This is a genomic window from Albibacterium sp., from assembly GCF_035514885.1.
GTDB lineage: Bacteria > Bacteroidota > Bacteroidia > Sphingobacteriales > Sphingobacteriaceae > Albibacterium.
Map to the genome: position 1 here is coordinate 384,562 of NZ_DATJCH010000024.1, position 26,682 is coordinate 411,243.

The following is a 26,682-nucleotide window of genomic DNA, read 5'->3' on the forward strand; positions in this document are numbered from 1 at the left end:
ACATTGAAAATGAAATTTATATCAAGTATCAAAAAATATGCATGGGTACTAGTCGCAATGCCACTAGTCCTAGCGAGCTGCTCTAAAGATATAATGGATGATATTAATAAAGATAACAACCATTCTACCGATGCGCAGGCAAAGTTCATATTAGCAGATGTAATTACAAGTACGGCTTTTCAGAATGCTGGAGGGGATATTAATACTTATACATCTGCCTATGTTGAACAAGAAGTGGGAACGCATAATCAGCTGTATTATGCAGAAATGAGACAAAGTGAACCTTCATCGGCTTCTACTTTTAACAACACTTGGGGTTCTTTGTATTCTACTCTTAAGAATGCGAAGGTTATCATTGAGAAATGTTCTGTAGGTGGTTCCCAAGAGGGTAATGATGTTACAAAAGGAATGGCAGAAGTCTTAGCTGCTTATAATTTGGCATTGCTTACCGACTTATATGGTGATACACCATGGACTGAAGCTGGTGATTATAAGGTAAGTTTGACTCCCAAGATCGATGCTCAGGAAGCAATCTATGGTGATATCATGACTTATCTTGATAATGCTATCACAGATCTTCAAAAAACGGATAGTCATTCATCTGGAGGTCCCGGTGCTTATGATTTACTATATAATGGGAACGCTAGTAAATGGTTAAAATTTGCTTATGGTTTAAAGGCAAGGTATACCATGCGTTTGATGAATCGTTCGACAAATATGAACGCTGATATGCAAGCTGTTATTGATAACGTAGATAAATCATTTGCATCTGCATCAGAACAAGCTGCATTTTCAATCTACGATGAGAGTAATTTGAATCCTTTATTTGATTTTCAATGGAGTCGTGATGGTTTAGCAGCGAGCCGTAGTATGGCGGATAAATTAATTGAACGTAATGATCCACGATTACGTCGTGTATTCGTTGATGCTGATTGGGTACAAGTTGACAATCCAGCTTCTGAGGCGGCATACGAACTTATGGCTCCAAACGGCGAGAACGAACAAGTACAATATTATTACAATACTTCAATTTTTGTATTTTCACAAACTGCACCTACTTTATTGTTAAGCTACCATGAATTATTATTCTTGAAAGCCGAAGCAATGGCCAGATTGGGTAGTGGGGCTGCAGCGATTGAACCTGTTTTGAAAGCTGCTGTAGTTGCTGGTATTGCAAATACTGAAGTAAATGTGGTAGCGGGCTTAACTGCTCCAACACCTGGTGGTTATGGTGGTTTAGAAGAAACTGCAGACGCTGTAACACCAGAAGAAGCTGCAACTTATTTTGACGTGGATGTTAAACCATTGTTCGTCGCAAATCCTTTGAAAGAGATTATGAATCAAAAGTACATAGCTTTCTTTGGTGCATCGGGTGAATCGACAGAGACTTATAATGATATTCGTCGTATGATGGCCCTGGGTGAGAACTTTATAGAGTTGGATAACCCTGGTAAATTCCCATTACGTTTACCTTATGGTAATGATGATACTACAACCAATCCTGCAATTCAAGCAGCGTATGGAGATGGCCAATATGTATACACTGAGCCAGTATGGTGGGCGGGTGGTACTCGTTAATATTGATTTATAGAATTTAAATATTTCTAGTAGTTGAAAGAGGATGGCGTTGGTGTCATCCTCTTTTTTTGTTATTACATTTTTATGAAAAGCCAGGCTTATAAAACAATCTCGCTATACCTGCTGTTGAAAAGTTAAAATTGAGATAACTCTTTATGAAAAACTCATATATAAAGATCAATCAATTTCTGCTGTTTTGGATACTGTTGGTTGTTGTGTTAATATATGGCCGGCCTATCTTAATTCCAATTACGTTTGCTGCCTTACTTTCTATGCTGCTGTCTCCTTTGGTAGATTACCTTGATAAGAAAGGTTTCAAAAGGGTATTCTCAACGATCGTTTGCCTGATTATTTTATTGACAATTATTGGTCTTACAGCATTAATTTTGGTTGGACAAGTTACAAATATACGTGAAGAGCTACCAAGAATTGAGGAGCGTGCTAATGAGCTAATTCTGCAATTTCACGACTATATTGAAATGAAATTTAATTATCCGATTAGTTCACAAAAGGAATATCTGCAAAACCAAGTTAAGAATCTGGGAGAATTATCGGCTTCTTACCTTAGTGCATTCTTAAAAGGTGTGTCAGGTTTAGTAGTACAGACAATTATAATGCTTGTGGTTACTTTCCTTTTACTATTTGATAAGGAAAGGTATCGCTCATTCTTTATGCAGATTATAAAGGGAAAGGAAAAGGGTGAGAAGCATGAAATCTTGAATAGGATTACCAATGTTTCACAACAGTATTTATTTGGGAGAATGATCTCAATCGTGATCCTTTTTATCTTATACTTTATAGTATTGTTAGTGATTGGAGTGCAAAATGCATTGCTGTTGGCCGCAGTAGCTGCAGTGGTTAATATTATACCTTATGTAGGGCCGATATTGGCTGGGGTATTTCCGGTAATTATGGCTTTGGTAACTAAGGATAGCTTTGAACCTGTATTTTGGATTATAATCACTTTCAGCATCATTCAAGGAATCGATAATTACTTTGTAACACCCTTTTTTATGGGTGGAGAAGTCAATCTGAGTGCATTAGCTACTATTCTTATAATAATCTGTGGAGGCTATATTTGGGGGATTGCCGGAATGGTTCTATTTGTCCCTTTATTGAGTATGGCCAAAATACTTTTTGATCATACGGATGAATTTAAGCCTTACGGTTATTTGATTGGTGACTCGGCTGATGAAAGACCTTCTAAATGGTTTTACAGATGGTTGAAGGAAAAGAAAGGTTCGAAGAAATAACAAAACAAAGCCAATCCTGCTATCAGGATTGGCTTTGTTTTTAAATGTTATGCCTTGAAAAGATTAGAACTCGATGAAACTTGTCACCGGTAAATGATCTGAAGGATAACGATTGTCATTATAGATATCTGACAACACTTTATAATCGTAAACCTGAATTTGGGGACTTACGAATACATAGTCAATGCGACCGCCTGGTTTGCCTTGAAACACACCTCCCGGAAAACCGGTTCCTTCTACTCCTTGTCTTTCAGTTTTCGTTACTTCATAAGCATCGTTTAAAACTTCTTTTATAGCAGCAATCTGAGAAGTTTGAGGAGTTGAGTTAAAGTCGCCCGTTATGATTGTCGGTGTATCACCTGCAATTTCTTTAATCTTTTTAGCGATTAGCGGTCCTGATTCTTGTTTCGCAATCTGTTTACGCCAATAGAAATGAACATTGAAGAAAAAGAATTCCTTGCCGGAGTGTTTCTCTTTAAACTTTCCCCAGTTACAGATTCGGCGATCAGTGGCATCCCAACCAATACTTGGAATTTCCGGTGTCTCGCTTAACCAGAATACACCAGAATCGAGTAGTGTAAACTGATTTCTTTTGTATAAGATCGCTGCATTATGCGAATCTCCAGTACCTCCATAAGGATGAGCAACAACGTCAAAGGCTGGAAGAAGTTCTTTTAGGTCATTTATTTGACCTGCATCTCCTTCTTGTGTACCTACAATATCAAATGCATGTTGTCTGATTAGTCTTGCCAAAGGTGCCTTGCGTGTATCCCAGGCATTGCCACTTTCAACATCCATTTGTGCGTTGTAGCGAATGTTATATGCAGCTACACGGAAACTTGCTGGAATCGGTTTTGCTGATTGAAATAAGAAAATGAAGAAAAAGCAAGCTATATAAGCGAGTATTGTTTTTTTAGATTTCATTTCTGTTTAATTAATATCCCACCATACTTTTGAATTTATTTCGTCGCCACCCATTTTTTGGGCAGCTGCCTCATAATTCGAAGGATTGTATATTTTCTGTACATCCGGATATAAAAGACGTGAAGGTAAAACTGCATCGTTCAGCATACTGCTTGTTCTTGGAAGTTCTGGAAATCCGGTACGACGATAATCTGACCATTGTTGGTTATCTGTGAAGTATGTTGCTAAATACTTATGTAGGATAATTCTCTCCAATGTGCCATCATAATTAGCTAATGGGTTATTGAAATAGCTATCGGGAAGTGATTGTTTTGTCCAAAGTTCAGTTGCAGCACGTATTCCTGATTTAAAGTGACCTTCTGCATCGCTCCAATGTCCTTTTTGGGCTAGTTCTGCCTGAATAAACTCAACTTCTGCTAAGGTTAAAATTGGGATAATCATAGGTGCTACCACCTGCTGGTTATTCATATAAGATGGTGAATAATCAAAGTTGGTTTCGTCATAACCACTTGGAATGCCTTTGTAGCCAATTGGTACAGTATTTTTAACTGCCTGGCCTGCAATAAAAGGACGACGAGGATCTTCAAGGTCATTCAATACACCCATAAAGAATTCTCCTACAGCATGTTGGTTGCTAAAATCCAGGGCACGAGACCAAGGAGAGATGTTTGGGGTAACACCTGTTATTAATAATATAGCAGCATCACCAGCTTGGCTAATGATTGGATTGGCAACTGGGTCCTGAAGAATCGCTTTCATTTCTGAATATGAAGTGGAGCGAACATCTGATGTACGTAGTAATAATCTTAAGCGAAGTGAATTGGTGAATTTTTGCCATTTTCTGGTATCATTCGCAAAGAGGATATCGGTACCATAGTTCATGGTCTGTGTATGATCATAAAGAGAATTTGCCGTTGCTAAATCCTTTAAGATCTGCGTATAGATATCCTCTTGGGTATCATATTTTGGTTGCAAGATACCGTCTTCTGCCTGCGATGCTTCGGAGAAAGGGATATCTCCAAAAGTATCTGTAAGATTTGAATAAATCCATGCGTTTAAGGTAAGTCCAATTGCAGTATAGTTAGCTGCCTGTTCTGCCTCGGCTGTTTTAAGCATTTCGCGTAGGTTTTTAACCCACTTATATCCGGCATTCCATTGCGAGTTACCAGTTGTTTCCAAAATTTCATAACGTTGGATGCCAGCATAATATTGAGGATAAGAAAGCTGAACTTGCATTAACTGTGCATTCACATTATAGTGGTTTGTCAAGTTATTGGATGCCATGTTATAAATTACCTCATTTAATAAGGTGCCGGGACTGATCTGGTCGATCAGGTTTGGGTTTGTATTGATGTCTTCGAAATTATCGGTACAGCTTGAGAAACTTAAAAACAAGCATGCCGTTATAAATATTTTTATCTTTTTCATTCTAAATAAGATTAAAAGTCAGCTTTTAAAGTAAGACCATAAGTGGCTGTATACGGCATCGGAGCCATTTCCAGACCTGGTACGAAAACAGTACCATTCATGGTACCACCTTCTGGATCCCAGAATGGGAATTTATCGAAAACGGCAAGGTTTCGTCCGAATGCCGTTAAGGATAAGTTATTAGCATAGATAGATTTAGCAAATCTTTTCGGTAGATTATAGGTTACCGATACGTCGCGAACTTTAATAAAACTAGCATCAAATACACCGGCTTCAGCGATTTGGTGATATTGACTCCAGTAAGAGTTTGTTGCTGCTTTTACAGTATTCGGTGAATAAGAACCATCTGCATTTCTCATTACTCCATCGCCTATGATAAATCCTTCTTCACGACCCGGAATGGTATTTGTTGTAAATCCGTCCCAGGAAGAACGGTTATAGGTGCCTGAATAAATCAGACCACCATACTGTCCATCTAAGGTGAAGCTTAAACGAAAATCTTTATATCGAAAGGTGTTTGTTAGACCGGCTTTCCAATCGGGAGCAATGTTTCCGATGTATTCTGCGGTGCTTGTTCTTACAGGAATACCATTTTCGAAAACCTGATTACCAGCATCGTCGCGGAGAAACTTTGGTCCCCAAAGATCTGTGGTACGTCCACCCACGGTACCGATCAATGATGCTTGCCAAACTGATGATAAGGTTTGTTTTTCAAGATTATCGTTTAATTCCATAATCTCGTTTTCGTTTGTCGACCAGTTTACCATCACATTCCAGTCAAAATCAGGAGTAAGAATCGGTTTAGCGTTTAAAACGAGTTCTACTCCCTTGTTTTGAACTTCTCCGGCGTTAATAATTCGGCTGCTGTATCCGGTAACAATATCATTCGGTAAAGAAAGGATCTGGTTTTCTGTACTTGACATATAGTAAGTAGCATCTAAACTCAAACGATTGTCCAGTAAGCGAAGATCAAAGCCAGTTTCCCAGCTTGATGTTACCTCTGGTTTTAAATCTGCGTTAAACATCGATGAAGGCATAATCGCTGAACTTGGAAAGCCACTTTGAGAATAATACTTTGAAGTTTGATATGGATTTGCATCACTACCTACTTTCGCATAAGAAAGTCTGTATTTCAAAAAGCTGATCGGTTCTGGTAAATTAATCAGCTCTGATAAGATAAAGCTGGAGCTAACAGAAGGATAGAAATATGAATTGTTATTTTTAGGTAAGGTGCTCGACCAATCATTACGCCCGGTAATATCCAGGTAAATACTGTTTCTCCACCCCAGTGTAAACATTCCATAAAGACTATTGATATGTTTTCTAGCGTCATTAGTTTTAACAAGTGGATTGTTCACTCCATTGGCCAGGGTATATACACCGGGAACGATTAAGGCGTCGATGGATGACATCACATTGCGATGGTCGTAGGTCATTTTACTTGCACCCCCAACTACTGTATAATCGAAATCGTCTGAAATTCGGTCTTTATAAGTTAAAAGGAAGTCGGCGTTAATTTCCTGACTTGATACATCTTGTCTTCCATAATATCCGCGAGCATGTTTTTTGCTTGAATAACCACGTTGAGTTTCACGTAATTGGGAAAGAGAGTTATACGATACGCGACCCAGCAAATCTAACTTATTAGTTAGTTTGATATCTGCACGAACGTTTCCTACAAGTTGATTACTGTTTAATGGGTTTGTATCAACATACATCAGGAAATAAGGGTTACTTGACCAAGCGGAGAAAGGATTTGATTGACTCACGTTTTCTTTGCCATTTTCCCAAATTGGTTTATACCAATTTATGTCTACGTTTGGTAAAAGAAACATCATGAAATAACCTAATGAACCATTACTCATACCAAATCCGGGAAGATTGTCGCTGGTTCTATTATTGAAATTTACTGTAGATGATAACTTGATACGGTTTGTAATATCGTAGCTTCCGTTGAATGAAACTGAGTTACGTTTATAGCCTGTGTTTGGAGCAATGTATTCATTATCAGTACGAGACAGGTTTAAACGCATGGACCCTTTATCGTCACCACCTTGCAGTGTTAATGAGTTTTCCAAGGTCATACCTGTACGGTAAAAATCCTTCATGTTATTTTTGTAAGGTTTCCATGTTGTACGTTCAGTTCCCATAGTTTGAGTTGCAGGATCGTATTGATAAAACTGCTGGCCTTCGAATTTAGGACCCCAAGCGGCTGGGGTGTTGGTATGAGGCCCATCTTCTGAATCTCCCCAAGAATAATAAGGATCTCCATTTGCGTCCAAGGCATTTAATCGCCCACCACCATATTCGTATTGGTAATTTGGCCAATTGATGATATGATCAAATAATGCTGTTGAATTAAAGCCAATCCCCAGTTTCTGGTTCTTTTTGCCTGATTTTGTAGTGATAATGACCGCACCATTTGCAGCTCGGGAACCATAAAGAGCCGCTGCGGAAGGTCCTTTTAATACACTTACACTTTCAATGTCATCTTGTCTCAGTTCAGAGATTGCATTTCCATAATCTACCGGAGCTTCTGTACCATAAGCTGCACCAACGTTATTACCATAAGCAGTTGTTTCCTGATTCATCGGAACACCATCGATTACGATTAACGCGTTATTGCCACCGGCACTCAAGGAGGTTGTACCTCGCAATTGAATTGCTTGAGAGTTAATGGGGCCTGTATTGCCATTGATGATATTTAAACCGGCAACCTTGCCTTTTAAACCTTCTGACCAGTTTGTAGAAGCTGCAGTTGATAATTGTTCGGCATTAATTGTTTGTTGAGCATAACCAATTTCTTTTTCTTCTCGAGTAATACCTAATGCTGTTACAACTACTTCTTGCATTGCATTACTACTCTCAATCAGCACTGCATTTATCGTTATGGTTGACCCGTTTGCTACTGTGATTGCTGATTTTTCAAAATTTTCATGACCTAAGTAAGTTGCTCTTAATGAATAAGTGCCGGCAGGAACTTCGAGTGTAAAATTACCTTGAGCATCGGTCATGACTTTCCGGTTCAGTTCAGGAACTTCAATAGTTGCACCTGCAAGAGCTATTGCAGAGCTACTGGTTACCTTTCCAATAATACGCCCGTTTTGTTGTACTTTTTTTGTTGGAGTATTGGCATTGGATGAAGTGTTTCTTCTGATGGTGACAATCTTATTTTCTATTGTATAAGTATAGTTGTTATCGAAAGATTTGTCTAGTACTTCTTTGATATCGGCATCCTCAACGTCGATATTTACCTTTTTAGCATTATTGAAAATATTCGCATCGTAAAAGAAATCATATCCGCTTTGATTTCTAATTTCTCGTAAAACATCAGAAATACTGCTGTTCTCTTTTTTTATAGTCAGTCGTTGACCATATGTTGCATATGCCTGCATTATAAAGCAGGTAAGCATTATCATCGTGGCTTTTATAACACGAATGAATGGTTGAAATTTCATATTTTTGTTGATGTAAATTCTTTATTCTATTTTTTCAAATGAGGGAATGAATGAACTTATAATCTGCGGGAGGTGTTAGTAGCGCTCCCCGTTTTTTTATTAAGTTAATCGTTCTGGGATAATTAAATTGGTTATTCTATTACAATGGACCTCCTTCCTTCTCTAATTGCTTTTATTGTACCAGTTGATTCAAGCATGGCTAGAATGCTAGATAAAGGTCGCTTTCGCGATACCATGCCACTAAATTTCAATGACGCCAAGTGTGCTGGACAGTTGATGTCGATATCATACCAACGAGACACTTGTTCTAGAATAGTTTCTAATTTTTCATTTTTAAAAATGAAGTCTCCGTTTTTCCATGCAAGTGCTTCTTCCATATCGGCCTGAATTACATTGATCTGATTGCGAACGTGCGCTTGCTGGCCTGGAGAGAGGAATACATCTTTATTTGTGCCTTTGGAGACTAGTTTAACTCGGCCGGTTACCAATGTAACCTCCATTTGATCGTTCTGATAGTCATTAACATTGAACTGTGTACCCAGAACTTCAATTGTTTGCTTGCTGGTTTCAACCAGAAAGGGAGTTCGCTTCTTTTGATCTGTATTTTGATACTGGGTTGCGATATCAAAATACACCTCGCCAGTCACCTTTACTTTTCTTTCGGATGATGAAAATTGCACTGGAAAGGTTATTGAAGAAGAAGCGTTTAACCAAGCTGTAGAACCATCTGGTAAGATAATTTGATATTGACCACCTCGTGGAGTCTCTATGGTATTATAGTCGTAAGCATTGCTCGGGAAAGATAGGGTGTTCGGGTCTGTTGCATTAAAATTCATTGAATAGACTAATGTGCCTGTTCCTTCATTAGTAATCTGAACTCCCTGTTGTTCGGCAATCCTGCCACTTGTAGTATCCGATAAAGCGATCTTCGTTCCATCCGAAAGAGTTAAATAAGCCTGATTTCCTCCCGGAGCGATATCAGTCATAATCACATCCTTTGGATAGGTATTCTCTTTCATTAAATAGAATGTGATACCGCAAAAAATCAATAAAGTAGCGGCAATGGATAGTAGATTTGCCAGTCTCCTGAATTTAATTGTTACGATTCTTTTTTGAGTGGCTTCATCCGATATATACTTCTCGGAAAACTGAGGCGAACTCTTCAGTTTATTCAATATGCTCTCGACGCGTTCATCACTTAAAAAGGCACCTTCGTTCTCCGTTCCGGTTTCAATAAACCAAGCTTCAATGATGTGTAGCTCCTCTTTAGTACAGGCGTTGCGACTATATTTTTCTAATAAATGATGGATGTTTTCTTTCACCTATAATAATTTAATAAGCATATACGGCAATTTTTTCAACGGCCTGCTATTGATATAGGAACAGAAAATGGAGTTTCGGCTATTGCGAAAACTCGATTTAATGATTTAGTAATCTTGTTAACATTGGCTTAATGTTAATATAGAATAAGAAAACTCAGGTATAGAATATAACTGGTGTTCTTTAAGGCTTCTGAGACACGTTTACGGATGGTTTTTAATTGGTTGTGAACCGTATTAGGAGATGTAGATAAGGTTTTTGCTATTTCTATAATCGACAGTTCTTTTTCATAGCGAAGTTGGTAAACCTCCAACATTCTCGCTGGTAAGGAAGAAATTGTATTGACTACCAGTGTTTCCATTTCTTCAGATTGGGTCTGTCGAAATGCAGCGGACAGTTCTGATGCATCAGACATTTCATCGGATAAATTTTCCCATATCTCAACAAACTTAGGTTGAATTTTATTTTTTCGATAATGGTTTAGAACGCGATTCATCGTCATTCCATACAGATATGGGAAAATTTCTCCTTTAGGTTGATAGGATTCTCGTTTTTCCCAAAGTGTCAGAAAGATATCCTGCGTTAGGTCTTCGGCTATATCCGGACTATCAATACGTTTACTAATTTCTCGATAGAGACTGCGTACGTAACGACGGTAGACAATCTCGAAAGCCTGCTTATCTCCGCTCTTCAATAAACGCCAAAGCTGCTGGTCTGAATACGATTCCAATTTGATGATTACTAATGTTAAGCAACCCGCTCAATTAAGACAAAACTAGGCCTTTAAGTTTGTCTTAATATTAAGCCTGTATTAATCTTAAATTAAAAGGACAATTCCAGAAAAGTCGCTTAGAAAATATATCTTAGCTTAAGAAATTGTTTCTTATCTTATTTTCTGATTATGCTTTCAGTTTTATCGATTACTATCTCTTTCGTTTTTTCAATGTTGACGACTGTACCAGCTATGGTTTCTGATTCTATCATTATCCCGGGCGCAAATCGGCTTGAAGAATATCTTCCATTGTTGAAAGGTAAGAAAGTGGGTTTGATGGGAAATCAAACATCGGTAGCAGGAGATGAACATTTGGTGGATGTATTATTGAAAAACCAAGTGGATCTTAGGTTTGCGTTTGCTCCGGAACATGGTTTTAGAGGTGATATTGAGCGAGGTGAAAGTGTGAGTAATGATGTGGACGCAAAAACAGGATTGACGCTTCATTCGCTTTATGGTACGAATAAGAAAGCAGATTCGATTGTCAATTCGATCGATGTTATGATTTTTGATCTGCAAGATGTGGGTGCACGTTTTTATACCTATGTAGTTTCTATGCATCAGATTATGCAGCTATGTGCTGATAATGGAAAGAAGGTTATTGTGTTGGATAGACCGAACCCGAATGGTGATCAGGTGGATGGACCTGTGAGAAAAGATGATAAGTTTAAATCTAATGTAAGCTATCATAAAGTTGCAATGATTCACGGTTTAACTGTTGGAGAGTTAGCAAAAATGATTAATGGTGAGGGTTGGTTGGAGAATGGTATTCAGTGTGATTTGACGGTTATTCCTGTTAAGAACTATGATCATACTATGAAATATGAATTACCGGTAGTACCATCACCGAGTTTGCCTAATTATACTTCAGTACGTTTATATATGTCTTTATGTTTGTTTGAAGGGACTGATATTAGTGTAGGGAGAGGAACGGATTGGCCTTTTCAGGTAGTAGGATATCCAAACCCTGTATTTGGTGATTTTACTTTTACGCCGGGCGTAAGACCCGGGATGGCTGCGCATGTGGAACAGCAGGGAGAGCTGTGCTATGGTTTGGATTTGAGAGGTGTGGAAGCGGCTTCTGAAAAGTTTACATTGAAGTATTTAATCGATTTTTATAAGAAATCTAAGATGAAGGATAAGTTTTTCGCAAGGCCTGATTTCTTCGATAAGCTTGCAGGGACTGATATGTTACGGAAGCAAATTATTGCCGGGATGACCGAGAAGCAAATCCGGGATTCCTGGAAAGAAGACTTAGCAGCCTATAAAATAATGCGGAAAAAATACTTGCTTTATCCGGATTTTGAATAATTTACTTCTTTAATAATTAATTAATGAAATTAACGACTGAAAAGGAATCAAATTATACTGGACTGGAACACATGAGTGTGCAGGAGCTTCTTGTTAATATTAATAATGAGGATCAAACTGTGGCACTGGCTGTACAAAGAAGTATTTCTCAAATTGAAGCATTAACGACGGTGATTGTGGACAGGATGAAGAAAGGGGGTAGGTTGTTTTACATTGGGGCAGGTACAAGTGGCCGCTTAGGCATTTTAGATGCCTCTGAGTGTCCTCCAACCTTTGGCGTGCCCTTCGATTGGGTAATTGGTCTTATTGCCGGTGGTGATACTGCAATCCGCAAAGCGGTAGAGTTTGCAGAAGATGATACAGAACAGGGATGGAAGGACTTATTGGAGTATTCTATTAATGAAAAGGATGTATTGGTAGGGATTGCTGCTTCCGGAACAACACCTTATGTGATTGGAGCATTAAGGTCTGCTAAAAATGCGGGCTTGGCTACTGGTTGTATTGTCTGTAATGTTGGATCGCCAGTAGCTGCTGAAGTTGATTATGCGGTAGAGATTGTGGTGGGTCCGGAATTTGTTACCGGTTCAACCAGAATGAAGGCTGGAACGGCACAAAAGATGGTATTGAATATGATAACAACCGCTACCATGATTCAGTTGGGAAGGGTGAAGGGAAACAAAATGGTAGATATGCAGCTAAGTAATAATAAGTTAGTGGCAAGAGGGGTGAGAATGATTGTAGAGGAAACGGGCGCTACCGATGAGGTGGCTGCGGATTTACTTAATAAGTATGGGAGTGTCCGTGCAGCTATTGCCAATTATAAATAATTAATTCTAAAGTATGACCCCAATTATACTATTAAGCTTCCTGATCGTTTATTTTACCGTTCTTGTGGGTGTAGCACATCTTACCTCCCGTAAGAAGTCGGATAATTCTGCTTTTTTCTCTGCTAATAAAAATTCGAAATGGTATATCGTTGCCTTTGGGATGATTGGGACAGCACTCTCGGGAGTAACATTCATTTCAGTTCCGGGTGCTGTAGGAGGAGGTAGTTTTAGCTATTTTCAATTTGTTTTGGGTAATGCTGTTGGCTATGTAATTGTTGCTTTTGTTTTATTGCCGCTTTACTATCGGATGAACCTTGTCTCTATTTATACGTATTTGGAGCAACGATTTGGTCATATGAGCTATAAGAGCGGTGCCATGATTTTCTTGATATCGAGAACGATTGGTTCTGCGTTTCGTTTGTATTTAGTGGCAATTATTCTTCAACGTTTTATTTTTGATGCATGGAATGTGCCTTTTGCGGTGACTATAATAATTTGTTTGACATTGATTTGGATATATACACATAAGGGGGGATTGAAGACGATTATTATAACAGACCTTTTGCAAACATTTTTCTTGTTGTTTTCAGTAGTTCTTTCTATTTATTTTATTGCACAAAGTTTGAATATGAACTTCGTGGAAACTTTTGACGCTATAAAGGAAAGTACGTATTCGAAGATCTTTTTCTGGGATAACTTCATGGGGGATACGAAGAATTTCTTTAAACTTTTTCTGGGAGGAGTGTTTGTAACCTTAGCGATGTTTGGCTTGGATCAGGATATGATGCAAAAGAATATCAGTATGAAGACGATTGGTGAAGCACAGAAGAATATGCTCTCTTTCACACTCGTTTTTGTGGTTATTAATATATTTTTCTTGTCGGTTGGTGCCATGCTTTATTTATATGCTGCTCAAAATAATATCGATGTTGCAGCGCTGCCTACTCCGGATCATCTATTTCCTGAAATCGCATTAAATTACTTGCCTATTTTACCGGGTATCATTTTTATGATGGGTCTTACGGCTGCAACATTTGCAACAACAGATTCTGCATTAACGGCTCTAACGACATCGTTCTGTGTTGACTTTTTGAATTTTCATAAGAAGGAGAACCCCAATGATCCAAAACTGGTTAGACAAAGGACTTCTGTTCACGTAGGTTTTTCGATCTTGATGCTATTGGTGATTCTGGGATTTAGGGTAATTAATGATGATTCTGTTGTAACGGCAATTTTTACTGCAGCAGGATATACATATGGGCCTTTGCTGGGGCTTTTTGTGTTTGGAATGTTTACCAATCGGGCAGTAAGAGATTCATTGGTGCCATACATCTGTATTTTATCACCTGTTTTGCTTTATGGTTTGAAGCTATTATTGGAGAGTACAGTGGGTTATGGAATGAGCTTCGAGTTAATTGTTATCAATGCGTTCTTAACGTGGGCTATACTTCTTATAACAAGTAAGCCGGGACTTAAGGTTCCACTTAAATTTTAATAGATTAAGGTATATAAAAGCAAAGGCTGGATCATTGATCCAGCCTTTGCTTTTATATAAAAAAAACTTGTTATTGGTACTTCTTAGAGTTTACTTTACGGTCTGCCTCGCGAAGATGTATTTTACGCATACGGATACTTTTTGGTGTAACCTCAATATATTCGTCACCTTGTATATACTCCATTGATTCTTCTAATGAGAATTTAATAGCAGGAGCAATGCGGGTATTATCGTCTGTTCCGGAAGCACGCATGTTGGTTAATTGTTTTCCTTTGGTGATATTGATTGTTAAATCATTATCACGGATATGTTCTCCAACAATTTGACCTTCATAAATATCAACACCTGGATCGATAAAGAAGCGACCACGATCTTGTAATTTATCAATAGCGTAAGCTGTTGTCGTGCCTTTTTCCATTGAAATCAATACACCGCTTAATCTTCCTGGAATAACTCCCTTCCAAGGTTCGTAATCTTTAAAACGGTGAGCCATTACTGCTTCTCCTGCTGTAGCGGTTAAAACGTTATTACGTAAACCAATGATTCCACGTGCAGGGATTTCAAATTCTAAATGTTGTAAGGTTCCTTTGGTTTCCATTACAAGAAGTTCTCCTTTACGTTGGGTAACTAACTCGATAACCTTACCGGCAACTTCTGCAGGAACGTCTACAGTTAATACTTCAATAGGCTCACACTTCTTACCATCAATTTCTTTGATAATTACTTGTGGTTGGCCAACTTGAAGCTCATAGCCTTCACGTCGCATGGTTTCAATTAAAACTGAAAGATGCAGAATACCACGACCATATACTAAGAACGCATCAGCTGAGTCTGTTGGGACAACTTTTAAGGCCAGGTTCTTTTCCATTTCTTTGTATAAACGATCGTGCAAATGGCGCGATGTTACAAATTTACCTTCCTTTCCAAAGAAAGGAGAGTTGTTGATGGTGAATAGCATGTTCATTGTCGGCTCATCGATGTGAATTACCTCCAATTGTTCTGGATTTTCAAAGTCGGCAATGGTATCGCCAATATCGAAACCGTCAATTCCTACTACTGCACAAATATCACCGGCTTTTACTTCGGATACTTTTAGTTTTCCTAAACCTACAAATGTGTGAAGTTCTTTAACTCGGGATTTGATGATTTTTCCATCACGCTTCATTAATGAAACAGGTTGGTTCTCTTTTATAACCCCTCTAGCAACACGTCCAACTGCAATACGGCCAACAAAAGATGAGTAATCTAATGATGTGATTTGCATTTGAAGAGTACCTTCGTTTATTGGAGCGGCTGGGATGAATTCTAAAATTGCGTCTAATAGAGGGACGAAATCTTCGGTTGGTTTTTGCCAATCTGTTGACATCCATCCTTGTTTGGATGAACCGTATAATACCGGGAAGTTTAATTGTTCGTCGTTGGCATCTAAACTGAAGAATAATTCCCACACTGCTTCATAAACTTCTTCGGGACGACAGTTCTCTTTATCAACTTTATTTACAACAACAATAGGTTTTAGGCCTAGTGCAAGTGCTTTTTGAGTTACAAAACGAGTTTGAGGCATTGGTCCTTCAAAAGCATCTACGAGAAGGATTACTCCATCTGCCATTTTTAAAACACGCTCAACTTCTCCTCCAAAGTCGGCGTGACCAGGAGTATCAATGATATTGATCTTAACGTCTTTGTACTGAATAGAAACGTTTTTCGAAACAATAGTAATTCCTCGTTCACGTTCAAGGTCATTGTTGTCAAGAATTAAAACACCGCTTTGTTCGTTGTCACGAAAAAGATGTGTAGAGTGTAGGATTTTGTCAACAAGGGTAGTTTTTCCGTGGTCAACGTGGGCAATGATTGCTATATTTCTGATTTTCTGCATTTTATCGGTAATAGGATACTCGAAATTTTTCGCAAAGATAGTTATTAGGATTGGAAAAATTTGTTAGCGGTCTTGTTTTTTTTATGATGTACCTTTATTTTTTTTATATGAATCTGACAAATGCATGCTTTTGATTCACTAAGTTTGTAATATGGACATCCAATTGATACTCGTATTAGCTCTGTTTGGAATAGCAGTATTGTACCTTATCCGGACGGTTTATCTAAATATTAAACCTTCGAAGAAAGGTGGGGCATGTAAGACTTGTAATGCTTGCAGCGATTTTGCTGAGCCTATAAAGGAAAAGTAGATATTACTTTGTAATTAAGCAAACGGCGTAAGCAACCAAACCCTCTTCTCGGCCAATAAATCCCATTGTCTCATTTGTCGTTGCTTTAATTGAGATATCATCTGTGCTAAGACCTGTAGCCAAACTTATGTTGTTCTTCATCTCTGAAATGTAAGGTTTTATTTTAGGAGCTTCTATACAAAGCATTGCATCGATGTTCCCAATTCCCCATCCCTTTTCTTTTAACAAATTTACACAGTGTTCTAACAGTATTGTACTGCGGATATCTTTCCATTTTGGATCTGTATTTGGAAAGTGATATCCGATATCCTCTAGATTCGCCGCGCCTAGAATAGCATCACATATGGCATGAACAAGAACATCTGCGTCGGAATGACCGAATGCTCCTGAATGATGTTCGAGTTGAACACCTCCTATGATGAATGGATGATTTTCTTTTAACTGGTGTACATCAAACCCGAATCCTACTTTAATCTTCATGTTTTTTACTTATTGCATCAAACATATATAATTGAATCTTAGGAAACAAGAATATTGCACTGATGAGCATGATTCTTGCTATTCAACAGTAACCGACTTTGCCAGGTTGCGTGGTTGATCAACGTTACAGCCTCGTAAAAGAGCAACATGATAAGCAAGTAATTGTAAAGGTATGGTAGCTAACAAAGGAAGAAAAGCATCGTTTGCATCTGGAATTTCAATTACGTAATCAGCACTTTCACGAACGTCAACATCGCCTTTGGTTACAATGGCAATTACTTTTCCTTTACGTGCCTTTACCTCTTGAATATTACTTACAACCTTTTCGTATGAACTGCTTTTTGTAGCGATAACTACAACCGGGAATCCTTCGTCGATTAAGGCTATGGGACCATGTTTCATTTCGGCTGCCGGATATCCTTCTGCATGGATATATGATATTTCTTTGAGTTTTAAAGCTCCTTCCAAGGCTATAGGAAAGCCGATTCCACGACCTAAATATAGACTGTTGCTTATATCTTTAATATCTTCGGCTATGTATTTAGTTGCTTCTTCTGTTTCTAAACATTCTTTGATTAAATCCGGAATGCTATCTAGCTCGGTTAATAAAACCTGAAGAGCAGAAGGCTTTATTTTTTCTTTTAATTGAGCAATGTAGAAAGCAATTAAAGTTAAAACTGTAACCTGCGCGGTAAAGGCTTTAGTAGAAGCTACACCTATTTCAGGCCCTGCATGAGTATAAACTCCTGCGTCTGTGAACCGGGTTATTGAGGAGCCTGCTACGTTGCAAATTCCGAAAATGGTTGCTCCACGTTCTTTGGCTATTTCTAATGCTGCTAATGTGTCGGCTGTTTCTCCTGACTGGGAGATAGCCATAACGATATCATTCTCTGAAATGATAGGGTTTCGATATCTGAATTCTGAGGCATATTCTACCTCAACAGGAATACGTGCGTATTCTTCTATTAAATATTCACCAACCAGACCTGCATGCCATGATGTGCCACAGGCGATGATGATAATGCGATTGGCGGTTTTTAATTTTTCATCGAAATCTTTTAGCCCGCCTAATTGTATTTTTCCTTCATTCGGATAAATTCTGCCACGCATACAATCGCGTACAGTAATAGCTTGTTCATGAATTTCTTTTAGCATGAAATGTTCGTAGCCACCTTTTTCGAGCATTTCAAGCTTTAATTCTAATTTATGGATTGAAGGAGTTTGTATTTCATTTTGTACTGTTCGAATTTCAATTCCACTGCATGTAATGGTAGCAATTTCAAGATCCTTAAGATAAATGATGTTTTGTGTGTACTCAATAATTGGGGAAGCATCTGAACCAATAATGTATTCACCTTCACCAACGCCGATTACTAACGGACTGCCCTTGCGAGCTGCTACGAGTTGATCAGGTTGTTCTTTATCTACAACCACGATTGCATAGGCTCCAATTACTTTCGTTAAGGCTAAACGAACAGCTTCTGTGAGATCACATTGTTCTTGTACCTGGAGATCTTCAATAAGGTGGATAAGAACTTCTGTGTCGGTATCGCTTTCAAAAACGTGCCCGTTGCTGATCAAAGTTTCCTTTAGAATTGCATAATTCTCAATAATCCCGTTATGAACGATGGCTAATCGATTGTTGCCAGAAGAATGGGGGTGTGCATTCCGGTCAGATGGTTCTCCATGCGTAGCCCATCTTGTGTGACCAATACCAACGGTTCCGCTTAAATCTTTATCAGCTGCATAGGTTTCTAGAACGGATACTTTTCCAGCCTTTTTAAAGGTGTTTATTTGATCTGGTTTAACAAGTGCAATACCGGCACTGTCATATCCTCTATATTCTAATCGTTTTAATCCTTTTATTATGATTGGCCAAGCTTGTTTCTGACCGATGTAACCGACAATACCACACATATATTTTAGTTATGAAAAAAACAAAAGTCGGAAAAAACTCCGACTTCTAATGTGATTTTTTGAAAAAAATGGAATGTGTTTTATGAATATCTATTTCGCCTTTGTGTAATAGATATTCAGTTTCATTTTATGGGCCTCGTTACTATTCCCACCCAATATTGCTCGATAGCCTGAATAAACATTGAGTTCATAAGGGACTATGGTTTTCTCAACATTTGATGCCGGGGCAACATAAAAGGTACTATTGTTGATTTTACTTTTTAGGATATCCTGGATATAGGATGTAAGTATAAACGTGTAACTTTTTTTGTCTTTATCATACACTCCACCAAAAGCTAATCCAAAGCTTCTTGGATCGCGGACGTTACGTGTCTCTCCTGTAGAAAGGGTAACTGTACGAGTATCCCCATCTGGCAAAGGTACACGTTGACCCGCAATATCTTCCCGATATAGCGTTAGTCTAGGTGCTTGTTTAGTGAAAGCTGTCCCCGTAGCATCTGTATCGGTATAGATTATTAATTCTGCTTTGTTAATGATCAGATTTTGATCTTTTAAAGAAGAAAGTGTTGGTAGAGATAGTTTAGTTCGTAGACCTGCCGGAGATTGTACATAAACGGTCTCAAAGTTTCCCTCAGGATTAGCTAGCTGATCTGTGACTGCGGTAGAATATTCGTTAGAAAGAGAAGAAACAGCATTTTGGGCACTCACGGAATAGGATTTGATTTTCTGGTCTGTAGAACCAGGTAATTTGTAATAAACCATAAGCCCGTTTTGATTGCTATTGATTGCTAAATGGACAATCCCGCCAATTCCGGTTTGTGCTGATTTATTAATACTCACCTGGAAGCCTTTTATCCGATTCTGAAAAAATGTGTTGTTGGCAAAGGTCGCTGAATCAAGATTTCCATCAAACAGTTTTTTAATTTTGTTAGCATCCAATGGTATGCGTAATTGAGGGCCAACTTTGATGACAGTATCTTTCGAACTAATTATCGTATGGATTCGAATACTATCTCGATATGCAAATTTATTAAGTGTTTTGCTTCCGAATATCTCTGCTTCAACTGCCCATGCTTCATCGCTTGGGTAATCTTTATTAAAGTCAAAAGGAGCACTTAGTTGTTTTACTTCGACTGTTGTAGTTGAATTTAAGGAGTCCCCGAAAAAGTCTACCCCGTAATCAAATACCATAATAGCTGAATCAATGATTGCATTGGCAGGTATACGAGAATCACTCGCAGCAACTTCGTTTAAGGCCAGTTGAATGCTAGCACTGCTTTCGCCGATAGTAGGATCTTTTAAATAACCTAGAGGATGCTGATAGGAGCCTTTTGTAGAGGTACTGCTTTCTTTAACTGTAACAGCAGAAATAGGTAGATCATCAATTAGAGCTCCCTGTATTTGATCATCTGGATTAACGTCTAAGCCTACTTTTGATGGGTTTTCACAACCACTTAAAATAAAGAGACTTATCAACAAGGTTAATAAGTCTCGGAAATAATATTTCATATGTTAATATTGAAAGCTGAACGACAATTATACAGTTTCGAGTTCTTCACTCGCAAATTGTTCGTAAAGGTTGCAATAATTTTCGAAATCCGTATCATTTTGGGCGTCGATAACAGGAATTTCTACGTTTTTAACAATTTTTAACAAATCCTCGTGAATGTTTTGCTCAGCTAATATAAGTGCATCAGAATAGTTGATAGCCCCTTGATAAAGACTTAGATGAGTTGCATCTTGATAAAGTGAAACATCCGTTTCCTTCATAGAAGATGTTAATGCTTTTTTAGCAAAATCGCTTCCAAGGTTTTCTTTAAAAGAGTCATTGTATAGTGAATAAATGACTTTTGAGTCTTTGTAAGTCGGATCGTCCTTATAAGAAGTTTTAAGGTAAGCTGGGATCAGTGAACTCATCCATCCATGGCAGTGAACCACATCTGGTGACCAACCTAATTTCTTAACAGTTTCTAGTGCTCCCTTGCAGAAGAAAATTGCTCGTTCGTCATTATCAGCATAAAACTTACCTCCTTTATCGTTGAATATGTATTTTCTGTTAAAGTATTCATCGTTGTCTAAGAAGTAAACTTGCATGCGAGCTGCTGGTATAGAAGCCACTTTGATAATCAACGGATTGTCATTGTTATTAACCACAATGTTCATTCCTGATAAGCGAATAACTTCATGAAGCCTATTTCTACGCTCGTTAATTGTGCCAAATCTTGGCATAAGAATTCGGATTTCAAATCCTTTTTCTTGCATTGCCTGAGGCAGTTGACGTGCAATTTCTGAAATTTTGCTTAATTCAAGGAATGGAGACATTTCATGTGTAATAAACAATATCTTTGTTTTTGCCATCTCCAATAATTTTATATGTGTTTGTTTCTTTAGTAGAATATTGACTCGACTTGGTTGTGCAAAGATAAGCATTATCTGCCAACTTATCAATGAATTACAAAAAAGGCTTTGTATTACCAATTGAATTTACCACTTTTGGCGGTATTTTTTAATGAGTTAGCAGTGCTTATATTTTATAAAAAAAGAGACTTACAAAATCATCTCCTCCATCTTCGAAAAGAGGGAAAGCGTATTGGTCTAATACCTACGATGGGAGCGCTGCATGTAGGGCATTTGACTTTATTAGAGTACATTAAAGAATATTGCGATGTGCGTTTATGCAGTATTTTTGTAAATCCGACACAGTTTAACAATGCAGAAGATCTAGAGAAATACCCTCGACCGATAGAAAGAGATATAGATAATTTGAAGCAAGCTGGATGCGACTTGTTGTTTATGCCGGAAGTTAGTGAGATGTATGGTGAAAATGAGGAATGGTATATCGAATTAGGAGAATTAGATTCTATATTGGAAGGTGCATTTAGACCGGGTCATTTTCAAGGTGTGACTCAAATCGTGAGTAAGCTTTTTGATATTGTAAAGCCGGATGTTGCTTGTTTTGGTCAAAAGGATTATCAGCAATATTTGGTAATTGAAAAAATGACTCGATTGTTGGAAATTCCAATTGAGTTAAAACTATGTCCTACTGTCCGTGAAACCGATGGCTTGGCAATGAGTTCAAGAAATGTTCGTTTAACAGAAAAAGGACGTGCCCAAGCTTTGATTATTTATAAAGGCTTGATTTATTTTCAGCAACATATTGAGCATGGGAATTTTGAAAGGTGTAAAATAAAGGTTATTGAGATGCTGGAGAGTGTTCCTGATTTAAAGCTTGAGTATGTGGAGATTTGTGATTTAAATAGTTTGGAATCCTTGACTGATAATGCAACAAATGAGACGGTCATTGCATTGATTGCTGTTTGGATAGATGGTGTAAGGCTGATTGATAATATGATAATCCATGTTGAGAATTAAAGTATTACCATGATATTCTTTAATTTTAGTAAATTTGTACCATGATTATTGAGGTAATGAAATCAAAGATTCATCGTGCGCGCGTTACGCAGGCGGAGTTGAATTATGTGGGGAGTATTACAATTGATGAAGATTTAATTGACGCTGCCAATATTATAGCGAATGAAAAGGTGCAGATTGTAAACAATAACAATGGAGCACGTTTTGAAACTTATGTGATTAAAGGTGAACGAGGGTCTGGTATTGTTTGTTTAAATGGTGCAGCAGCCCGTTTGGCTCAGGTAGGAGATGTGATCATTATTATTTCTTATGCTTATATGTCTATAGAAGAAGGAAAGAGCTATAACCCCTTGCTTGTGTTTCCAGATTCTAATAACCGATTGATAAAATAGATTCTATTTAGTATCTTAATCATAAGTTTTTCTATTCTACTTCTATGCCTGCATAGTAATTATATAATGAAGAAATTTCAACCTTATGATTTTTGAAATAAGTGAAGAGCAAAAAATGATTCGCGACGCGGCTCGTGATTTTGCTCAAACCGAATTGAAGCCTGGTGTTATTGAACGTGATGAAAATCAAATATTTCCTGCCGAGCAAATAAGAAAACTGGGAGAACTGGGTTTCTTAGGTATGATGGTTGATCCAAAATACAATGGTTCAGGCTTGGATTCTATTTCCTACGTTCTCGCCATGGAGGAATTTTCTAAAATAGACGCTTCAGCCTCTGTAGTCGTTTCAGTAAACAACTCATTGGTTTGTTTTGGTTTGGAGAAATATGGTTCTGAAGACCAGAAAGAAAAGTATTTAAAGCCACTTGCTGCAGGTGAAATGATCGGCGCTTTTTGTCTCTCTGAACCTGAAGCGGGTTCGGATGCAACTTCGCAAAGAACCATTGCAGAAGATAAAGGAGATTATTATTTGCTAAATGGAACAAAGAACTGGATTACCAATGGGGATACTGCTTCTGTATATTTAGTAATTGCTCAAACTCATCCTGAAAAAGGAAGTAGAGGTATTAATGTTCTTATCCTGGAAAAAGGTATGGAAGGTTTTAGTGTTGGACCCAAAGAGAATAAGATGGGTATTCGTGGGTCAGATACACATTCTCTTCTTTTTAATGATGTGAAAGTTCCAAAGCAAAATCGTATTGGTGAGGATGGTTTTGGGTTTAAGTTTGCAATGCAAACATTGGATGGAGGACGTATAGGTATTGCTGCACAGGCTCTTGGAATTGCATCAGGAGCCTTTGAGCTTGCTTTGAATTATGCGCAAGAGCGAAAGGCTTTTGGTAAACCAATTGCAGAATTGCAAGCTATCAGCTTTAAATTAGCAGATATGGCAACTGATATTGAAGCAGCACGTTTGTTAGTTATGAAAGCTGCTTGGTTGAAGGATCAAGAATTGCCTTATGCAAAATATGCATCAATGGCTAAGTTAAAAGCTTCAGAAGTTGCCATGAAAACCACAATAGAGGCTGTTCAGATTCATGGTGGTTATGGATATGTGAAAGAGTATCATGTTGAACGATTAATGCGTGACGCAAAAGTTACACAAATTTATGAGGGAACTTCTGAAATTCAGCGGCTTGTAATTGCCAGAGAAATATTGAAATAGGTATCTTTAAAAAAAATATGGTATGAAAAAGATCTTGTATTCCTTCTTTATTTTCAGTTTGACCTATTTGGTTGCTTGTACTCCTGCAAAGATTGAACTGGAAAATGGGATATGGCGCGGAGTGTTTAAGACCGACTCTGCTATTGAGATTCCTTTTAACTTTGAAATATATGATTCTGCAGGAACTAAACAGATTGCATTTTTGAATGCAAAAGAGCGATTGAATATCAGCGAGGTTAGTTTGGTGGGTGACTCTGTTATAATTAAGACACCTTTGTATGAAACAGAAATCCGTGCTCAGTTAACTGGAGATGGCTTAACTGGTATCTGGACTCGTAATTTTCCTGATAAGGTACAACATATGGCTTTCGAGGCCAAACCAAATGTAACATGGCGCTTTATTAAGAATCCAAGAGCCGCAAAGGAAAATATTAGTGATAAATGGTCTGTGCTTTTTAGAAAGGATAACGGTACTGATACTACGTCTGCTATAGGAGAATTTGTTCAGGACGGTAATAATGTAAGTGGAACATTTTTAACTGATTATGGGGATTATCGTTTCTTGCAAGGTGAGATTGACGGCGATATTCTTTCTTTATCAGCTTATGATGGATCGAGTCCAAGTCTTTTTGTTGCTACCATTTCAGAAGGTGGCATTATTGGGGATATGTATTCTGGACCTAGCAATCATAGAGACTGGGAGGCAAGACGAGACGAAAATGCAATGCTAGCTGATGCTTATCAACTTACCAGATTAAAAGCTGATTCCAGTTCCATTAACTTTAATTTTAAAGATACAGAAGGGAAGATGGTTTCTTTGAAGGATGAACGTTATAAGAATAAGGTTGTTGTTGTTCAATTTTTAGGATCATGGTGTCCAAATTGTATGGATGAGACAGCTTATTTAAGTCCTTTTTATAAGAAATATAAAGATGAAGGTGTTGAAATTATAGGTTTGGCATATGAACGCTATGCTGAACCTGAGCGGGCCAGGAAGGCAGTTGTAAATCTTATAGACCGTTTTAATATTACCTATCCTGTTTTATTAACAGGATATACCAATAAGGATGTATTAAAAAGTATTCCGGCACTCGAAAATTTCAATGCTTTTCCTACAACAATAGTAATTGATAGGAGGGGGAAAGTTCGCACGATTCACTCAGGGTTTACAGGTCCGGCTACGGGTCAGATGTATGTGGATTACACAAATAAATTTGAAGCTACTATCAATGAGTTGTTAAAAGAGAAGATTTAGCTCATCTGACTAATATTTAAATGTAGAAGGCTCCATATCGGAGCCTTCTACATTATTTAATACAGTTTATATAGTTATTTAATAAAGTGTTTTAACTGAATAACTTCCTTTTCTTCCAGATGTCTCCAGCGGCCACGAGGTAAATCTTTTTTATTAAGATTTGCATAGATTACCCGATCCAGTTTAATAACGTCATAACCTAGATGTTCGAATATCCGTCTAACTATACGGTTCTTTCCACTGTGTATTTGTATACCAACTTCCTTTTTGCTTGCTCCTTGAACATAGCTAACGTCATCTGGCTTAATTAAACCATCTTCTAATTCTATTCCGTATTCAATTTTATTGAAATCACCTTGACTTAGGTTTTTGTTTAATTCAACTTGGTAGATCTTTGTTATACTATTTCTTGGATGAGAAAGTTTTTCTGCCAATTCTCCATCATTAGTCATTAATAATAGTCCGGTAGTATTGCGGTCAAGTCTTCCTACAGGATAAATTCGTTCGCGTGTGGCTTTCTCAACTAAATGCATAACTGTTCGACGTTCTTGAGGATCGTCAGTAGTTGTAATATAATCCTTTGGCTTATTTAAAAGTATATAAACCATTTTCTCGCGCTTTAGGCGCTCTCCATTATATTTAACCTCGTCAGTAGCAGGATTTACCCGAGTACCTAAGGATGTTACTACTTCACCATTGATACTAACTACTCCAGCCTCGATTAGCTCATCTGCTTTTCTTCTTGAGCAAATACCAGCATTGGCAATGTATCTATTTAAGCGGATTAGTTCAGGTTCTCCAAAAGAACGTGATTTTGACTCTTTAGGGTTTTCTTCTTTTTGGTAAGGAGTCTCTCTACGAGGGCGATCACCTTTTTTAAAATCACCAGATTTCCGGAATGGCTTATCCTCTCTTTTAAAACTATCGTCTTTTTTGAAAGGTGTGTCTTTTCTTGGGCGTTCGGTCTTTTTAAACTCACCAGACCTTCTGAATGGTTTGTCTTCTTTTTTAAAATGGTTCTCTTTTTTATAAAGATTGTCTTTTCTTAATCGATCTTCTTTTTTATCAATCGACTTTTTGAAAGGTTTTTCATCTCTTTTAAAATTTTCATCCTTTTTAAAGGGTCGATCTTGGGTTTTAGAGAATCTAGATGTAGAAGATGTTGTGTTTTTTTTATAGGGTCTCTGCCTGTTGTCGTCTGATTTCTTAGCATCAAAGCTAGTCCCTGATGCTTGTTCAGGACGTTTTGAGTGAGGTTTTCTATCATCGAAACGGTTGTCTCGGTTTGTGCTTCCTTCTGCTTTTTTGCCGAAAGAGGGCTTACCTCCATGGTTGGATTTGCCGTCACGGCTGTTCCTTTTATTATTGAATGGCATATATTTTACCCTTATTTTGAATCTGCAAAGGTAGATCATTTTTTTAAATAATTACAATTAGACATCTTTTTTTAGAAAGATGGATATTGATCTGAAAATATTGCCAATAGGGA

The 26,682-nt window shown here is 37.8% G+C and carries 20 protein-coding genes; 9 read left to right on the forward strand and 11 right to left on the reverse strand.

The window, feature by feature from the left end:
• Positions 1-9 precede the first annotated feature (9 nt).
• Together VL047_RS12840 and VL047_RS12845 are read left to right on the forward strand one after the other, a co-directional pair.
• Positions 10-1,578 (forward strand): SusD/RagB family nutrient-binding outer membrane lipoprotein, encoded by a 1,569-nt coding sequence (locus tag VL047_RS12840; protein ID WP_325361160.1) that lies wholly within the window; start codon positions 10-12, stop codon positions 1,576-1,578.
• 155 nt (positions 1,579-1,733) lie between these two features.
• The gene (locus tag VL047_RS12845; protein ID WP_325361162.1) at positions 1,734-2,831 is read left to right on the forward strand and encodes an AI-2E family transporter; all 1,098 of its coding nucleotides are present in this window, start codon (positions 1,734-1,736) and stop codon (positions 2,829-2,831) included.
• 63 nt (positions 2,832-2,894) lie between these two features.
• Here VL047_RS12845 and VL047_RS12850 read toward each other — a convergent pair whose 3' ends face one another.
• From VL047_RS12850 to VL047_RS12870, 5 genes are all read right to left on the reverse strand, one after another.
• Positions 2,895-3,755 (reverse strand): endonuclease/exonuclease/phosphatase family protein, encoded by an 861-nt coding sequence (locus VL047_RS12850; protein WP_325361164.1) that lies wholly within the window; start codon positions 3,753-3,755, stop codon positions 2,895-2,897.
• 6 nt (positions 3,756-3,761) lie between these two features.
• Positions 3,762-5,183 (reverse strand): SusD/RagB family nutrient-binding outer membrane lipoprotein, encoded by a 1,422-nt coding sequence (locus VL047_RS12855; RefSeq protein WP_325361166.1) that lies wholly within the window; start codon positions 5,181-5,183, stop codon positions 3,762-3,764.
• 11 nt (positions 5,184-5,194) lie between these two features.
• The gene (locus VL047_RS12860; protein WP_325361168.1) at positions 5,195-8,641 is read right to left on the reverse strand and encodes a SusC/RagA family TonB-linked outer membrane protein; all 3,447 of its coding nucleotides are present in this window, start codon (positions 8,639-8,641) and stop codon (positions 5,195-5,197) included.
• Between the two features lie 131 nt (positions 8,642-8,772).
• Positions 8,773-9,963, reverse strand: a complete 1,191-nt coding sequence (locus VL047_RS12865) for a FecR family protein (protein WP_325361169.1) — start codon at positions 9,961-9,963, stop codon at positions 8,773-8,775.
• A gap of 134 nt (positions 9,964-10,097) precedes the next feature.
• On the reverse strand, positions 10,098-10,691 hold the full coding sequence (locus VL047_RS12870; RefSeq protein WP_325361171.1) for a sigma-70 family RNA polymerase sigma factor: 594 nt from the start codon (positions 10,689-10,691) through the stop codon (positions 10,098-10,100).
• 171 nt (positions 10,692-10,862) lie between these two features.
• Here VL047_RS12870 and VL047_RS12875 point away from each other — a divergent pair, with 171 nt between their 5' ends.
• Genes VL047_RS12875 through VL047_RS12885 form a run of 3 tightly spaced genes read left to right on the forward strand, consistent with a single transcriptional unit; the run spans position 10,863 to position 14,366 of the window.
• Complete coding sequence (locus tag VL047_RS12875) at positions 10,863-12,044, forward strand: DUF1343 domain-containing protein (protein ID WP_325361172.1); 1,182 nt, start codon at positions 10,863-10,865, stop codon at positions 12,042-12,044.
• 23 nt (positions 12,045-12,067) lie between these two features.
• Positions 12,068-12,871 (forward strand): N-acetylmuramic acid 6-phosphate etherase, encoded by an 804-nt coding sequence (murQ, locus tag VL047_RS12880; protein WP_325361173.1) that lies wholly within the window; start codon positions 12,068-12,070, stop codon positions 12,869-12,871.
• A gap of 13 nt (positions 12,872-12,884) precedes the next feature.
• On the forward strand, positions 12,885-14,366 hold the full coding sequence (locus VL047_RS12885; RefSeq protein ID WP_325361175.1) for a sodium:solute symporter: 1,482 nt from the start codon (positions 12,885-12,887) through the stop codon (positions 14,364-14,366).
• Positions 14,367-14,436: 70 nt separating this feature from the next.
• On the opposite strand, the gene typA is transcribed toward VL047_RS12885, so the two are convergent.
• The 5 genes from typA to VL047_RS12910 form a co-directional block, all read right to left on the reverse strand.
• Entirely contained in the window at positions 14,437-16,242 is a 1,806-nt protein-coding gene (gene typA / locus VL047_RS12890) for a translational GTPase TypA (protein ID WP_325361176.1), read from the reverse strand.
• Positions 16,243-16,555: 313 nt separating this feature from the next.
• On the reverse strand, positions 16,556-17,032 hold the full coding sequence (gene ispF, locus VL047_RS12895) for a 2-C-methyl-D-erythritol 2,4-cyclodiphosphate synthase (RefSeq protein ID WP_325361178.1): 477 nt from the start codon (positions 17,030-17,032) through the stop codon (positions 16,556-16,558).
• A gap of 78 nt (positions 17,033-17,110) precedes the next feature.
• Positions 17,111-18,949, reverse strand: a complete 1,839-nt coding sequence (glmS, locus tag VL047_RS12900; protein WP_325361179.1) for a glutamine--fructose-6-phosphate transaminase (isomerizing) — start codon at positions 18,947-18,949, stop codon at positions 17,111-17,113.
• Between the two features lie 90 nt (positions 18,950-19,039).
• Positions 19,040-20,458 (reverse strand): DUF4270 family protein, encoded by a 1,419-nt coding sequence (locus tag VL047_RS12905; protein WP_325361181.1) that lies wholly within the window; start codon positions 20,456-20,458, stop codon positions 19,040-19,042.
• Between the two features lie 27 nt (positions 20,459-20,485).
• Positions 20,486-21,307: a glycogen/starch synthase gene (locus VL047_RS12910; RefSeq protein WP_325361182.1), complete on the reverse strand. Its 822-nt coding sequence runs from the start codon at positions 21,305-21,307 to the stop codon at positions 20,486-20,488.
• Positions 21,308-21,442: 135 nt separating this feature from the next.
• Between VL047_RS12910 and panC the strand changes: the two genes are divergently transcribed.
• The 4 genes from panC (at position 21,443) to VL047_RS12930 (ending at position 25,193) form a co-directional block, all read left to right on the forward strand.
• Positions 21,443-22,321, forward strand: a complete 879-nt coding sequence (panC, locus tag VL047_RS12915) for a pantoate--beta-alanine ligase (RefSeq protein WP_325361184.1) — start codon at positions 21,443-21,445, stop codon at positions 22,319-22,321.
• Positions 22,322-22,362: 41 nt separating this feature from the next.
• Entirely contained in the window at positions 22,363-22,713 is a 351-nt protein-coding gene (gene panD / locus VL047_RS12920) for an aspartate 1-decarboxylase (RefSeq protein WP_325361185.1), read from the forward strand.
• A gap of 85 nt (positions 22,714-22,798) precedes the next feature.
• Positions 22,799-23,938: an acyl-CoA dehydrogenase gene (locus VL047_RS12925; protein ID WP_325361187.1), complete on the forward strand. Its 1,140-nt coding sequence runs from the start codon at positions 22,799-22,801 to the stop codon at positions 23,936-23,938.
• A 22-nt stretch (positions 23,939-23,960) separates the two neighbouring features.
• Positions 23,961-25,193 (forward strand): TlpA disulfide reductase family protein, encoded by a 1,233-nt coding sequence (locus VL047_RS12930; RefSeq protein ID WP_325361189.1) that lies wholly within the window; start codon positions 23,961-23,963, stop codon positions 25,191-25,193.
• A 74-nt stretch (positions 25,194-25,267) separates the two neighbouring features.
• Here VL047_RS12930 and VL047_RS12935 read toward each other — a convergent pair whose 3' ends face one another.
• Positions 25,268-26,608 carry a pseudouridine synthase gene (locus tag VL047_RS12935; protein ID WP_414635311.1) on the reverse strand — a complete coding sequence of 447 codons (1,341 nt, stop codon included), beginning with the start codon at positions 26,606-26,608 and terminating at the stop codon, positions 25,268-25,270.
• Between the last annotated feature and the right edge of the window lie 74 nt (positions 26,609-26,682).